Origin of the sequence: Haloechinothrix halophila YIM 93223, from assembly GCF_000504245.1 — a bacterium.
Classification (GTDB): Bacteria; Actinomycetota; Actinomycetes; order Mycobacteriales; family Pseudonocardiaceae; genus Haloechinothrix_A; species Haloechinothrix_A halophila.
The window spans coordinates 5,080,429-5,095,288 of the sequence record NZ_KI632509.1; the positions used below are offsets into that span (position 1 = coordinate 5,080,429).

General features: G+C 68.3%; 10 protein-coding genes. 1 reads left to right on the forward strand and 9 read right to left on the reverse strand.

Annotated elements, in window-relative coordinates; all coding sequences use genetic code 11:
- Positions 1-58 precede the first annotated feature (58 nt).
- Genes AMYHA_RS23230 through AMYHA_RS23250 form a run of 5 tightly spaced genes read right to left on the reverse strand, consistent with a single transcriptional unit; the run spans position 59 to position 6,432 of the window.
- Positions 59-1,432, reverse strand: a complete 1,374-nt coding sequence (locus AMYHA_RS23230) for an L-serine ammonia-lyase (protein ID WP_034274555.1) — start codon at positions 1,430-1,432, stop codon at positions 59-61.
- Entirely contained in the window at positions 1,429-2,043 is a 615-nt protein-coding gene (locus tag AMYHA_RS23235) for a sarcosine oxidase subunit gamma (RefSeq protein ID WP_034274557.1), read from the reverse strand. The genes AMYHA_RS23230 and AMYHA_RS23235 overlap by 4 nt, the downstream gene beginning before the upstream one ends.
- On the reverse strand, positions 2,033-4,894 hold the full coding sequence (locus AMYHA_RS23240) for a 2Fe-2S iron-sulfur cluster-binding protein (protein WP_034274559.1): 2,862 nt from the start codon (positions 4,892-4,894) through the stop codon (positions 2,033-2,035). Before AMYHA_RS23240 ends, AMYHA_RS23235 begins: the two co-directional genes overlap by 11 nt.
- On the reverse strand, positions 4,891-5,169 hold the full coding sequence (locus tag AMYHA_RS23245; RefSeq protein WP_034274561.1) for a sarcosine oxidase subunit delta: 279 nt from the start codon (positions 5,167-5,169) through the stop codon (positions 4,891-4,893). The genes AMYHA_RS23240 and AMYHA_RS23245 overlap by 4 nt, the downstream gene beginning before the upstream one ends.
- 18 nt (positions 5,170-5,187) lie before the next feature.
- Positions 5,188-6,432, reverse strand: coding sequence for a sarcosine oxidase subunit beta family protein (locus AMYHA_RS23250; protein WP_034274563.1), 1,245 nt, complete (start codon positions 6,430-6,432; stop codon positions 5,188-5,190).
- Between the two features lie 73 nt (positions 6,433-6,505).
- Between AMYHA_RS23250 and AMYHA_RS23255 the strand changes: the two genes are divergently transcribed.
- Entirely contained in the window at positions 6,506-7,174 is a 669-nt protein-coding gene (locus tag AMYHA_RS23255) for a GntR family transcriptional regulator (RefSeq protein ID WP_084037458.1), read from the forward strand.
- Positions 7,175-7,213: 39 nt separating this feature from the next.
- On the opposite strand, the gene AMYHA_RS27255 is transcribed toward AMYHA_RS23255, so the two are convergent.
- The 4 genes from AMYHA_RS27255 to AMYHA_RS23275 are packed head-to-tail and all read right to left on the reverse strand — an operon-like array spanning position 7,214 to position 14,857.
- Complete coding sequence (locus AMYHA_RS27255; RefSeq protein WP_034274565.1) at positions 7,214-9,529, reverse strand: FdhF/YdeP family oxidoreductase; 2,316 nt, start codon at positions 9,527-9,529, stop codon at positions 7,214-7,216.
- A 3-nt stretch (positions 9,530-9,532) separates the two neighbouring features.
- Positions 9,533-11,194, reverse strand: coding sequence for a BCCT family transporter (locus AMYHA_RS27260; RefSeq protein ID WP_051400232.1), 1,662 nt, complete (start codon positions 11,192-11,194; stop codon positions 9,533-9,535).
- Complete coding sequence (locus AMYHA_RS23270; RefSeq protein WP_084037459.1) at positions 11,191-12,387, reverse strand: aromatic ring-hydroxylating oxygenase subunit alpha; 1,197 nt, start codon at positions 12,385-12,387, stop codon at positions 11,191-11,193. Before AMYHA_RS23270 ends, AMYHA_RS27260 begins: the two co-directional genes overlap by 4 nt.
- A gap of 19 nt (positions 12,388-12,406) precedes the next feature.
- A complete protein-coding gene (locus AMYHA_RS23275; protein WP_034274568.1) occupies positions 12,407-14,857 on the reverse strand; it encodes a GcvT family protein in 2,451 nt (816 codons plus the stop codon).
- Positions 14,858-14,860 lie beyond the last annotated feature (3 nt).

Here is a 14,860-nt window from a genome sequence, read left to right on the forward strand (position 1 = left end):
CATTTTCCTCCACAGTGGCCCCATTGGGGTCTGATATGTCGGCGGCCATCCCGGCTCCTCAACACTCCACGACGTTGAGGGCGAGGCCGCCCCGGGACGTCTCCTTGTACTTGTCCTTCATGTCGGCGCCGGTGTCGCGCATCGTCTTGATCGCCTTGTCGAGGCTGACGAAATGCAAGCCGTCGCCGGTCATCGCCATCCGGGCCGCCATGATGGCCTTGATCGAGGCGATCGCGTTCCGTTCGATGCACGGGATCTGCACCAGGCCGCCCACCGGGTCACACGTGAGGCCGAGGTTGTGCTCGATCCCGATCTCCGCGGCGTTCTCCACCTGTGCCGGGCCGGCGCCGAGCACCTCGGCCAGCCCGGCGGCGGCCATCGAGCACGCCGAACCGACCTCACCCTGGCAACCGACCTCGGCACCGGAGATGGAGGCGTTCTGCTTGAACAGGATGCCGACCGCGCCAGCGGTGAGCAGGAAGTCCACCACGCCGTCGTCGGACGCGCCCGGCACGAACCGCCGGTAGTAGTGCAGCACGGCGGGAATGATTCCGGCCGCGCCGTTGGTCGGCGCGGTGACGATTCGCCCGCCCGCGGCGTTTTCCTCGTTCACGGCCAGCGCGAACAGCGTGACCCACTCCATCGCGTACAGCGGGTCGCCGACGTTGCCTGCCACGCCGAGGTGCTCCCTCAGCTTCGCCGCCCGCCGTCGCACTTTCAAGCCGCCAGGCAGCACCCCGGTAGTCGATGTCCCGCGATCGACGCATTCGGTCATCACCGACCAGATGTGCAGCAGCCCGGCGCGGACCTCGTCCTCGCTGCGACGGACCGTCTCGTTGGCCAGCATCAGCGAGCTGATCGACCGTCCGGTGCGTTCCGTGTGCGCCAGCAGTTCCTCCGCCGTCGAGAACGGGAACGGCACGGGCGTGGTGTTCTGAACCAGCTGTTTCGCGCCTGCCTCGTCCTCGCCGAGCACGAACCCGCCGCCGACCGAGTAGTAGGTGCGTATCGACAGCACCGTGCCCGCCCGGTCGAAGCTGTGGAACATCATGCCGTTGCTGTGGAACTCCAGCCGCTTCCTTCGATGCAGCACGACGTCGTCGGCTACGGAGAACCCGATGCGGGTGCCGCCCGCGAGCTCGAGCTCACCGGCCTCGGCGACCCGGTCCACCATGGGCTGCGCGGCCACCGGGTCGACCTCGTCCGGGGCATGCCCCGCGAGGCCGAGCACGACAGCCTTGACGCTGCCGTGTCCGTGACCGGTAGCACCGAGGGAGCCGAACAGCTCGACGCGCACCGACGCCACCCTGCCCAGCAGGCCCTCATCGGCCAGCGATTCGACGTACGTCTTGGCCGCGCGCATCGGGCCGACGGTGTGCGAACTCGACGGTCCGATGCCGACCTTGAACAGGTCGAACACGCTGAGGCTCATACCGGCACCTCCCGGTATTCGCGGTATTCGACGCCAGCGTCGAGCAGCCACGTGGCCAGGTAGATCGCGAACGACGCCCGCACCAACACCGTGAACTCGCCCGCATCCGCGTCGCGGACCAGCAGAACGATCCCGGACTGGGCGAGCAGCGCCTGGACGCACGTGCCGCTGGGTGACACCGAGGGGTGCAGATCGATGGCGCAGCCGTGTGCCAGCAGGTCGCGTGCCTTCGGCCCGGACAATGTCAACGTGGTGCGCTGCGCCGAGACGTCGATCACCGCGCCGGACGCGTCACCGATGGCTTGCCGCAGCGCGCTTTCCAGCGTGCGCTGCAAGCCGGGCTCCGCCAGCACCAAGTACTCGTCCGGGCCGAGCCACGCCACCTCGACCGGCCCGTGCGGGCCGTCGCCCCGGGTGAAGGTGCACGGCGTGCGCGGCAACTCGACACCGAGGACCGCGCTCACCGCGGCCGCCCTGCCCGCGTCTCGCAGCCGCAGCGTCACGTGCGTGCGGAATGGACGCTCGGCCACCTCGACGGCCGGTGCGAGTTCGGCCAGCCGCTCCGCCCAGCCGTCGAGCGGGCTGCGGCGGGTCCTGATATCAGCCGTCACGGCGGGCTCCTTCCTTGTCGTAGAGCACGGTTTCGGTCACGGTGACCGGGACGAGTTGGTCGTCGACCGGGGCGTAGAGCTTCTCGCCGATGCGGTCGCGCCCGGACCGCAGCAGCGCGAGGGCGAACGTCCTGCCGAGCGCGGCGCTGTCGTAGCTGGACGTGACGTGCCCGAGCATCCGCACCGGCGGCTCCGGCAGGTGATCGGACTCGATGATGTGCGCACCCTCGGGCAACAACACCGTGGGATCAGCGGGCACAAGACCCACCAGCTGCTTTCGGTCAGGACGCAGGTTCTCCGCCCTGCTGAAGGAGCGCTTGCCGATGAAGTCGGCCTTCTTCTTCGACACCGCCCACGACATCCCGAGGTCCTGCGGGGTGACCGTGCCGTCGGTGTCCTGGCCGACGATCGGGTAGCCCTTCTCGGCGCGCAGCACGTGCATCGTCTCGGTGCCGTACGGGGTGATGCCATAGGGCTCGCCCGCATTGATCAGCGCCTCCCACAGCGCGAGGCCGTCCCAGGCGTTGACGTTGATCTCGTACGCCAGCTCGCCGGAGAAGCTGATCCGGCAGATCCGCGCGGGAATACCGTCCGCGACGTCGAGCACCGCGTCCTGCCAGGTCATGAAGCCGAAGGCGTCGTTGCTGACATCGAGGTCCGGCGCCACCGCAGCCAGGACGTCCCTGGACTTGGGGCCGACGAGCGGGACGGTGACCCAGTGCTCGGTCACCGAGGTGGCGAACACCCGCAGGTGCGGCCATTCCGTCTGCAGCCACTCCTCGATCCAGTCGAGCACCATTGCCGCGTTGCCGGTGGTGGTCGTCAGCAAGAAGTGGTCGTCGGCGAGGCGAATCACCGTGCCGTCGTCGATGACCATGCCGTCGATGCCGCACATGACGCCGTATCGGATGCGGCCGACCTTGAGCGTGCTCATCATGTTCGTGTAGAGCATGTCGAGCAGTTCGGCCGCGTCCGGGCCTTGCAGGTCGATCTTGCCGAGCGTCGAGCCGTCCATCAGCGCGACGCCTTCCCGCGCCGCGCGGCACTCGCGCAGCACGGCGGCGTGCATGTCCTCACCCTGCCGCGGGTAGTGGCGGGCTCGCTTCCACTGCCCGACGTCCTCGAACTCCGCACCGTGCGCCACGTGCCAGTCGTGCAGCGCGGTCACCCGGATCGGGTCGTACAGCTCGCCCCGGTCGCGACCGCCCAGCGCGGCGAACGACACCGACGTGTAGGGCGGGCGGAACGTCGTCGGCCGCCGGTCGGCGAGATCGGCGCCCAGTTCCTCCGCGACGATCGCCGCCGCGAGCATCCCGGACGTCTTGCCCTGGTCGTGCGCGGTGCCGATGGTGGTGTAGCGCTTGACGTGCTCCAGCGACTCAAGGCCCGCACCGGTGGCGCGCGTGACATCGGAGACGGTGACGTCTCGTTGCAGATCGACGAATTGGGTGTCTTCCTCGGCGTTCTCGCTCCCTGGCACCCGCCACAGCACCGTTGCCGCCGCCTCATCGGCGCGGGCGTCGGCGAACGGCACCGGGATCTCGGCTGCGGGACGGAACCCGGCGGCGGTGACGGCCGCGCGACCGGCCTCGGCACCCTGCTCGATGCAGGCCATCAGCTCGATCGCGCCCGCCGCGGAGCCAGCCACGCGCGCCGACGAGAGGCTCTCGCCCGGCACGTAGGCACCAAGCTCCGGCGCGTACCGCAGGGAGCCGCCGAGCTGGCTGAACAGATGCACGGCCGGGTTCCAGCCACCGGAGACGAGCAGCGTGTCGCATACGACGGTGTCGGCGTGCCCGCCGGTGATCGATCTGATGTGGACGTCGGTGAGCCGTTCCTGGCCTTCGGTGCCGGTGACGACATGGCCCGGGTACACGTCGATGCCCCGTGTGGCGCACTCCGCGCTGAGCTTCGGCGGCACGGTGTGTCGCGCGTCGATCAACACCGGGACGTCCATGCCGGCCTCGGCCAGCTCGATCGCGGCGTGGTAGGCGCTGTCGTTGGTGGTGAATACGCCGATCCGCCTGCCTACCTGCACGCCGTATCGGTGCAGGTAGGTGCGGGCCGCTCCGGCGAGCATGATGCCCGGCCGGTCATTGTCGCTGAACACGATGGGACGTTCGTGCGCGCCGGTGGCGATCACGGTCTGTTTCGCCCTGATCCGCCAGATCCGGTGCCGGGACACATGTCGCGGTGCGTCGAAGCCAAGGTCGTCGGTGCGGCGTTGCAGCGCGAGCACGAACCCGTCCTGGTAGGCGCCGAACGCGGTGGTGCGGTCGAGCAGCAGCACGTCGGGTGCCGCCGCGAGCTCGGCGATGACGTCGCACACCCAGGCGTCCGACGACCGCTCGTCCAGGTAGTCGTCGCGGCCGAGCAGCGAGCCGCCCGCCTCGTTCTGGTCGTCGACGAGCACGACGCGAGACCCGGCGCGGGCGGCGGTGAGCGCGGCGGCGAGCCCGGCGGGACCCGCACCGACCACGAGAACGTCGCAGTGTGCGTGCTTGGCGTCGTAGCGCGCGGTGTCAGGTTCGGTGTCGAGCCTGCCGTGCCCGACAAGGCCGTCTGCGACGAGTCCGTCGCACAGCTCGACGGTCGTCGCGGTCAGCATCGGCTCGCTGAACGGCTCGGCGACCTGCACCAGCGCGTTGGGCTCCTCGACCCCGGCGGCCATGATGCCGCGCGGGCGGCCGTATTTGATGCTGGTGGTCACCTGGTGCAGGCCGTTGGCGAGCAGCGCGGAGGCGAGCGTGTCGCCCTTGCGGCCAGCCAGCGACTGGCCGTTGAAGGTGAAACGCAGCCTGGTGTCGCGGTCGATGCGGCCACCGCTTGGCAGCCTGAAGTCGGCGCTCATGTCGTCACCGGCCTTTCCTCATCGAGCCGGTACACGGCGTGCAGTTCGTAGCTGCGGGTGTCGCGGACAGCGTTGAACCAGCGGCGGCAGCCCGCCGTGTGGCTCCAGCGCTCCGCGAACGGCCCGCGCGGGTTGTCTCGGAAGAACACGAACCGCGCCCACTCCTCGTCGGACAGCGCGGCAGGATCGGCGGGATAGGAGACGTGGGCCTGGCCGCCGTAGTGGAACTCGACCTCCTCACGAGGCCCGCACCACGGGCAGGGGATGAGTTGCATGGGTACTCCTGGGGTCTGCTAGTGCGCGACGGCGGCGGCGCCGTGCTCGTCGACGAGGGCGCCGGTGGTGAACCGCTCGAGGGTGAACGGCTCGTTGTACGGGTGCGGCTTGTCGTTGGCGATGGTGTGCGCGAAGCAGTCGCCGACGCCCGGCGTGGCCTTGAAACCGCCGGTCCCCCACCCGCAGTTGAGATACAGCCCGTCCACCGGGGTCAGGCCGATGATCGGCGAGGCATCCGGGCTGACGTCGACGATGCCTGCCCAGGTGCGCAGCAGGTGGGCGCGGGCGAAGATCGGGAACAGCTCGAGTGCGGCCGACATCTGCCGCTCGATGATGTGGAAGGAACCGCGCTGGCCGTAGCCGTTGTAACTGTCGATCCCGGCGCCCATCACCAGCTCGCCCTTGTGCGCCTGTGAGACATAGACGTGCACCGCGTTCGACATCACCACCGTCGGGTGCACCGGCTCCAGCAGCTCGGTCACGAGCGCCTGCAACGGGTGCGACTGCACCGGCAGCTCGACTCCGGCCATGGCGGCCAGCTCGGACGAGTGCCCTGACGCGCACAACGCCACCTTGCCCGCCGCGATCCTGCCCCTGGTCGTGTTCACCCCGGTGACCCGGCCGTCCGAGGTCTCGATGCCGGTCACCTCGCAGTTCTGGATGAGGTCGACGCCGAGCCGGTCAGCCGCGCTGGCGTAACCCCAGGCGACGTAGTCGTGCTTGGCGATGCCCGCGCGGGGCTGGTAGGTCGCGCCAAGGACGGGGTAACGGACGTCCGGCGAGACGTTGATGATCGGGCAGATCTCCTTGACGGCGTCGGCCTCGAGCCATTCGGCGTCGATCCCGTTGAGACGGTTGGCGTTGACGCGGCGGACGCTGTCGCGAACGTCCTGCAGGCTGTGCGCGAGGTTGAGCACGCCGCGCTGGTCGAACAGGATCGGGTAGTCCAGCTCCGCTTCCAGCCCTTCCCAGAGCTTGAGCGCGTGCTCGTAGATTCCCGAGCTCTCGTCCCACAGGTAGTTGGAGCGGATGATCGTGGTGTTGCGGGCCATGTTGCCGCCCGCGAGCCAGCCCTTCTCCAGCACGGCCACGTTGGTGATGCCATGCACCGCGGCGAGGTAGTAGGCGGTCGCGAGTCCGTGGCCGCCGCCACCGACGATGACGACATCGTAGGACGACGCGGGTTCGGGGTTTCGCCAGAGGAACGAGGGGTGGTCGGGCAGGTCGGCGCCGGGCTTGGCGGGCGGGTTTCCAGTGGGCATCGCGGCACCCCATCCTTCTGGCATCCGTTTGGTCAACTACTGATATATCAGTCTGTGCGCTACAGTAGGTCAGGTGAGAACCCAGGTCAACACCCAACTGTCCGACGAGATCGGCATTTCCCTTGCCGAGCAGGCCTACCGGGCCCTGCGGGACCGCCTGGTGATGCTCGACATCAAACCGGGCGAGCCGATCAACGAGGACCGACTGAGCAGCGAGCTCGGCTGCGGCCGCACGCCGATCCGAGAGGCACTCAAACGCCTGACGAGCGACCGGCTGGTCGCCGCGTTCCCCCGCAGGGGAACCTTCGCCACCGACGTCAACATCGCCGATCTCGCCCACATCTCCGAGGTCCGCAGGGCGCTGGAGCCCATGGCGGCGTCTGCCGCCGCCGAGCGGGCGACGGCAGAGGACCGCGCGACACTCACCGAGCTACGCGACAAGCTGGACGCGAGCAAGGGCGCCGAGGACAACGACGCGCTACTCAGGATGGATCTCGACGTGCACCGCTCGATCTACCACTGCGTCTACAACCCGTACCTTGAGGACACGCTCGTCGGCTACGACAACCTGGCGACCCGCATCTGGTGCGTGTTCGCGCCCAGGATGTCCGGCATGGCCGGACACGTCGGCGAGCACGGCCCGCTGCTGACGGCGATCATCGACGGCGACGCCGAGAAGGCGGCGGACCTGGCGCTGCAACACGTCACCGGCTTCGAGACGGCCATTCGCGCGCTGATTTGACTCGTGAGTGCGCAGCAGGGTTCTAACACTGATAGCCACTCACGAGGCTTCGAGCCGCACCACGATCGCCTTCGACACCGGAGTGTTGGACTTCTCCGCCACCGCGCCGAGCGGCACCAGCGGGTTCGCCTCCGGATAGTAGGCGGCGGCGCAGCCGGGCGCCGTCGGATACGCCACGATCCGGAACCGGTGCGCGTGGCGCTCCTCGATGCCGCCGTGCGGATCGGTCCACTCCGAGACCAGGTCCACCAGGTCCCCGTCGGCGAAACCGAGCGCGGCGATGTCGGTCTCGTTGACCAGCACCACACGACGCGCGTCCTCAATACCCCGGTATCGGTCCGAGAGGCCGTAGATCGTGGTGTTGTACTGGTCGTGGCTGCGCAACGTCTGCAGCAGCAGCCTGCCCTCGGCGACCTCGATCGGCTCAGGGACGTTGACCGTGAAGTTCGCCTTCCCGGTGTCCGTCGGGAAGCTGCGGGAGTCGCGGGGCGGATGCGGCATGACGAACCCGTCCGGCTGCCGCACCCGCTGGTTGTAGTCCGCGCAGCCCGGCACCACCCGCGCGATGCGGTCACGGATGGCGTCGTAGTCGCGTTCGAACTCCTCCCAGCGCACCGGATGGTCCGCGCCGAGCAGCCTGCGCGCGAGGCGGCAGACGATCGCCACTTCCGACAGCAGATGCTCGCTCGCCGGGCGGAGCCTGCCCCGGGAGGCGTGCACCACCGACATCGAGTCCTCGACGGTGACGAACTGCTCCCCCGACTCCCGCACGTCCCGCTCGGTACGACCGAGAGCGGGCAGGATCAGTGCGGTGTCGCCGGGCACGACGTGTGAGCGATTGAGCTTCGTCGAGACGTGCACCGTCAGCGCGCAGCCGCGCAACGCCCGCTCCGTGGCCTCGGTGTCCGGGGTGGCGGCGGCGAAGTTGCCGCCCATGGCGAGCAGCGCCTTGATGCGGCCGTCGCGCATCCCTCGCAGTACCTCCACGGTGTCCATACCGTGCTCATGCGGCACGGTGACACCGAACTCGCGCTCCAGCGCACGCAGGAACGACTCGGGCATCTTCTCGTAGATGCCCATGGTGCGATCGCCCTGCACGTTGGAGTGCCCGCGCACCGGGCACAGCCCCGCCCCCGGTATGCCGATCATTCCCCGCAGCAGCACGAGGTTGACGACTTCCCTGATGGTCGCCACCGCCTGCTTGTGCTGGGTGAGGCCCATCGCCCAGCACACCACGGTGCGGTCGGAGTCGAGCAGCATCCGCCCGATCCGCTCGATCTGCCGCCTCGCCAGCCCGGTCGCGCGTTCGGTCGCCGCCCAGTCGATCGTGCGCGCCTGCTCGACGAACTCCGCGAAGCCGTGCGTGTGGGACTCGATGAACTCGCGGTCAAGCACCCAGCCCGGTGCCTCGTCGTCGGCTTGCACCACCAGGCCGGTCAACGCCTTGAGCAGCGCGAGGTCGCCGCCGATGCGGATCTGCGCGAACTCGTCGGCCAACTCGGTGCCACGGCCAACGATCCCGCTGACCTGCTGCGGGTTCTTGAACCGTTGCAGCCCGGTCTCCGGCAGCGGATTGACCGCGACGATCCGGCCGCCGCGACGTTTCACCTTCTCCAGCGACGACAGCATGCGCGGGTGGTTGGTGCCCGGGTTCTGACCGATCACAAGAACCAGGTCGGCATGCTCCACATCGGACAACGACACCGAGCCGGTGCCGACGCCGATGGTCTCCTTCAGTGCCTCCCCTGACGACTCGTGGCACATGTTCGAGCAGTCAGGCAGGTTGTTGGTGCCGAAGCAGCGCACCAGCAATTGGTAGAGGAAGGCCGCCTCGTTGCTGGTCCGGCCCGAGGTGTAGAACGCGGCTTCGTCAGGGGAGTCGAGCGCGGCCAGGTTCTCGGCGATGACGTCGAACGCATCGTCCCATCCGATCGGCCGGTAATGCTCGTCGCCACGGCGCAGGATCATCGGCTGCGTCAGCCTGCCCTGCTGGCCGAGCCAGTACTCGGTGCGCTCGGCCAGGTCGGTGACCGAGTGCCTGGCGAAGAAGTCGGGACCGACCCTGCGGGTGGTCGCTTCCTCCGCGACGGCCTTCGCTCCGTTCTCGCAGAACTCGGCTGGCTTGCGCCGGTCGCCGTCTGCCTCAAGCGGGTCCGGCCACGCACAGCCGGGGCAGTCGAATCCCGCTCGCTGGTTGAGCAGCGGCAACGTGCGCACGGTCCGGCCGACGCCCATCTGCTCCCAGCTGCGCTGGAGCGAGACCAGCACACCGGTGAGCCCGGCCGCGGCATGGCCGGGCTCACCGACGCGCAGCGCGTCCTCGTCGACGTCGTGGTCAGGAGCGCGCTTGGCCATACCTCACACCTTGTCTTTGACGGCGTCGTTGACGGCGGTCGTGCCGTTCGGATTGGTCCAACCCTCGTCGATCAGGTTCTGCGACACCTGTTCGGTGAGCTCTTCCCGCTGGAGCTTGCGCTCCAGGCGTAGCTGGGCGCGGCGCTCGGCGCCGAGTTCTCGCCAGGTCGCGACGCACATCGCCAGCATAACGAAGCTGAATGGCAGGGCGATCGTGATCGAGACCGTCTGCAGCGCGGCGAGCCCGCCAGCCAGCAGCAACGCGATCGCGACCAGTCCTTCCAGGACGGCCCAGAACACCCTGCTCCACTTGGGCGGATCGACGTCGCCGCCGGAGGCGAGCATGTCGACCACCAGCGAGCCGGAGTCCGATGAGGTCACGAAGAACAGCACGATCAGGATGATCGCCCCGGTCACCAGAGCCGTTCCCGCCGGGAGCTCGCTGAGCAGTCCGAACAGGGCACCGTTGGTGTCGACCGCGCCGTCCACGACGAGTCCGCCGCCACCGAACAACTCCCGATGCAGGGCCGTCCCGCCGAACGCGGTGAACCAGAGGAACGTCACGACCGACGGCACGACGAGCACACCCGTCACGAACTCCCTGACGGTCCTGCCCCGTGAGATGCGGGCGATGAATACGCCGACGAAGGGCGCCCAGGAGATCCACCAGCCCCAGTAGAACGCGGTCCAGCCTGCCTGCCAGTCCTGTCCCTCCGCGCCTTGCAGCGCGGTGGTGTCAAAGCTGAGCTGGATCAGGTTCTGCAGGTAGAGCCCGACGGACTGCACGGTCTCGGACAGGATGAACGCGGTCGGTCCCGCGACGAGCACGAACAGCGCCAGTCCTGCCGCGAGCACCATGTTGATGTTGGACAGCCACTTGATGCCGCGTTTCACGCCGGTGACGACCGAGAATACGGCCAGCGCGGTGATGCCGCCGATCAGGATGATGTAGGTCCAGTTGCCTGGGTTGGACACGAGGCCGAGGAAGCTCAGCCCGGACGAGATCTGCAGCACGCCGAGACCAAGCGAGGTTGCGACGCCGAACAGCGTGCCCACGATCGCGGCGATGTCGATGGCGTCGCCGGCCCAGCCGTTGACCCGATTGCCGAGCAGAGGTTCCAGCACCCAGCGGATGGAGACCGGGCGGTTCTTGCGGTGGATCGCGTAGGCGATCGCCAGCCCGGCTACCACGTAGATCGCCCACGGGTGCAGGCCCCAGTGCAGGAAGCTCTGCACAAGGGACTCCTGCGCGAGATCGTCTGGTGTTCCTCCCACGCCGGGCTTCGGCGCGACAAAGTGGTTCAACGGCTCCGCGACGCCCCAGAACACCAGCCCGATGCCCATGCCAGCGGCGAACAACATCGCGAACCAGGAGCTGCGCCGGAACTCCGGCTCCTCGTCGTCAGGGCCGAGGGTGATGTCGCCGGTGCGCCCCAGCCCCACGGTCAGCGCGAACACCACGAACCCGCTCACGATGAGCGTGTAGTACCAGCCGAAGTTTCCGATGATCGAGTCCTGGATGGAGCTGATCGCGGACGCCATCCAGCCAGGGGAGATCACCGTGGCCGTGACGAAGGCGACCACAAGGGCCGCCGACGGCCAGAACACCCTCGGGGCGACCGAGCGCCGTGCTGCCGCGATTGTGGTGCGATCTCGTGTGGTCATCGTGCCGCACCACCCTCCGTCAGCGTGGCCTGGACCCAGTCATGGAACAGTCCAATGTGGTGCTCTGAGGGGACGAGTACGCCGCCGTTGTCGTAGGCGCGCGAGGACATCGCCGGTTGGCACCGCTCGCAGGCGTCGAAGTCCTGCTGGTTGACCCGGTGGAACAACTCGACCGAGTGGGACACGTCGCGCCCGCTGGCCACGACGTCCTTCGCGTAGAGCCAGTCGCACTCGATGAGGGTGCGGTCGGCCGCGAGCGGGAACATCCGGTGGATGATCACGTGGTCCGGCACCAGGTTGATGAACACCTGCGGGCGCACCGTGATCGCGTAGTAGGCGCGGTCCTGCTCCTCGTTGACGCCGGAGAGCCGGTCGAACCCCTCGGAGCCGTCCACGGTGAAGCCATCGACGTCCTCGCCGAACGCCGCGCCGTGGCCGACGTAGTACTGCGCGGCGAAACCGTCGGCGAACTCCGGCAGCACCTCGGTCAGCTCCGGGTGGATCGTCGCGCAGTGGTAGCACTCCATGAAGTTCTCGATGACGAGCTTCCAGTTCGCCTTGACGTCGTAGGTGATCCGCCGCCCGAGCGTCAGCTCGTCGATGTCGTAGTTCTCGATCGCCTCGACGTCGCCAAGCCGGTCGGTCACGTCGGCCTGCACGGTGTCGACGAACGACGGCGGCTCCTCTGCCAGACACAGCCAGGCGTAGCCGAGCCATTCCCGCAGATGCACCGGCTTGAGGCCGTACTCGGTGCGGTCGACGTCCGGCATCGACTGCAGGTTGGGCGCCGCGATCAGCTTCCCGTCGAGCCCGTAGGTCCAGGCGTGGTACGGGCACTGAAAGGACCGCTTCACCGAGCCGGTCTCCTCGACGCACAGCCGCGCGCCCCTGTGCCGGCAGATGTTGAGGAACGCCCGCAGTGAGCCATCTCGCGACCGCGTGACGAGCACGCTCTCGCGTCCGATCTGGACGGTGCGGAAGTCACCTGGTTTGGGTAGATCCGCGCCGCGGACGGCGCAGAACCACATCGACTCGAAGATCTTGATCTGCTCCAGCTCGAAGATCGACGGGTCAACGTAGGTATTGCCGGGCAGGGTGCGGATGAGGCTGCCTGCCTGCGCGGAATCTGTGTCGGTATCGGTGTCAGTGTCGGTCGCTGGACAGGTGGCGGCAGCACTGAAGGTGTCGGTCATCGGTGTCTCCGTGAGAGTGTCAGGAACGAATCCGGGTCATGTCCGGGTCGAACAGGGGCTCGGCCGCGACGACCGCTGGCACCCGTTCGCCGAAGTACTCGATCTCAACCGCAGTGCCCGGCTCGGCCAGTTCGGCGGGCAGCCAGGCGTAGGCGATGTTCTTGCCGATGGTGTAACCGCGAGCGGCGCTGGTGACATAGCCGACCGGCCTTCCGTGCGCGTAGACCGGCTCGGAGCCCATGACCACCTGGTAGTCGTCGTCGATGGTCAGGCAGGAGAGCTGACGGGTGTTCGGCGACTCCGCCCGCTCCTCGAGCGCGTCGCGGCCGAGGAAGTAGCCCTTGTCCATGCGGACCGCGAAGCCGACCCCGGCCTCGAACGGGTCGTGCTCGGTGGTCATGTCGCCGCCCCAGGAGCGGTAGCCCTTCTCCAGCCGCATGCTGTTGAAGGCGCTGCGTCCCGCCGCGATGACGCCGTGCCGCTGGCCCGCTTCCCAGAGCGTGTCCCACAGCTTCAGCCCCATGTCGGCGGTGGTGTACAGCTCCCAGCCGAGTTCGCCCACATAGGACAGTCGCATCGCGGTGACGGGGACATCGCCGATGTACGCGTGCTTGGCCTTGAAGAAGCCGAGCGCCTTGTGCGAGAAGTCCTCCTTGGTGAGCGGTTGCAGCAGGTCGCGGGCCCGAGGACCCCACAGCCCGATGCAGCACGTGCCCGCCGTGATGTCGCGCACCTGCACGGTGCCGGTCGGGGGCAGATGGCTGCGCAGCCACTCAAGGTCGATGTTGCTGTTGGCGCCGATCTGGAACCGGTCCTCGGCGAGCCGGGCGACGGTGAGGTCGCTGCGCACGCCGCCGTCCTCGCCAAGCAGCAGGGTGTAGACCACGGCCCCCGGCTTACGGTTGAGCTGGTTGGTAGTCATCGTCTGCAGGAAGTTGAGCGCCTCGGGGCCGGTGACCTCGAGCCGTTTCAACGCCGTCATATCGAACATCGCGACCCGCTCGCGGGCGACCAGCGCCTCCGCTCCCGCGATCGGCGACCAGTACCGCGACGCCCACTCGTTGCGCTCGGGGATGCGCTCGATCTCGGGCAGGTTCGCGTTGGCCTCGTACCAGTGCGGCCGTTCCCAGCCGGACGCCTCGAGGAAGTACGCCCCGAGCTCGGCCTGGCGGTCGTAGAACGGGGACGTGCGCAGTGGGCGCGGTTCCTCGGCTGGCTGCAACGGGTGCAGCACGTCGTACACCTCGTTGAAGCTCTGACAACTGCGCTGGTGCACATAGCCGGGCGACAGTTGGACCTGCTCGAAGCGGTTGAGGTCGCAGTTGTGCAGGTCGATAGCCGGCTGGCCATCGACGAGCCACTCCGCCATCGCCTTCGCCACCCCGGCGGAGTGCGTGATCCACACGGCCTCGGCGACCCAGAACCCAGCAACGTCGGGGTGCTCGCCGAGCAGCGGGTTGCCGTCCGGCGTGAACGAGAACAGCCCGTTGATGCCCTCCTCGACCTTCGCGTCGGCGAGGCACGGCAGCAGGTCGACCGCGTCCTCCCACGACTGGTCGAAGTCCTCTTCGGTGAACGCCATCTCCGACGGCATGGTCGGGGCGACGTCGGGGTGGAGGATCTCGTCGACGCCGATCGGCATCGGCCGGTGCCCGTACGCGCCGATGCCAATGCGATCCACGTGCTCGCGGAAGTACAGGTCGGCGTCCTGGTGACGCAGCAGCGGCTTGCTCATCTCGTGCAACTCGTCGTTGACACCGTCGAGGATCGGCAACGGCGTGGTCTTGGCGTACTGGTGCGCCATCGGCACCAGCGGGATGTTGAGGTCCACCATCGCGCCGATCCGCGGACCCCACATGCCGACGCAGGACACCACGATGTCGGCCCGGAACTCGCCCTGCTCGGTGATCACCGCGCGGACCTTGCCCGCGTGCCGTTCGATGCCGGTGACCTTGTGGTGGGCGAGGAACCGCGCGCCCCGGTCGATGGCCTTCCGGGCCTGCGCCTCGGCGGCCCGCAGTGGCTTGGCCAGCCCGTCAGCGGGAATGTGAATGCCGCCGAGCACCTTGTCCGGGTCGAGCAGCGGGTGCATCGCCGCGCACTCCTCCGGGGTGACCAGCGAGGTCTCGACGCCCCACGACGTCGCCCAGCCGTGCTTGCGGTGCAGGTCGTTCCACCGCTCCTGACTGGTGGCGATCTCGAGCCCGCCGAGCTGCTGGAAGCACCACTTCCCGTCGAGCGTCAGCTCGGTGTACTTCTCGACTGTGTACTTGGCGAGCTGGGTCATCGTCTTGCACCCGACGGTCTGATACACCAGACCAGGCGCGTGCGAGCTGGAGCCGCCGGTGGCGAACAGCGGGCCCTGCTCCAGGACGGTGATATCGGTCCAGCCGCGTTCGCTGAGTTCGTCGGCCAAGGCACACCCGACGATGCCGGCACCGATGATGACGACGCGAGGCAGTCTTGCCATGAA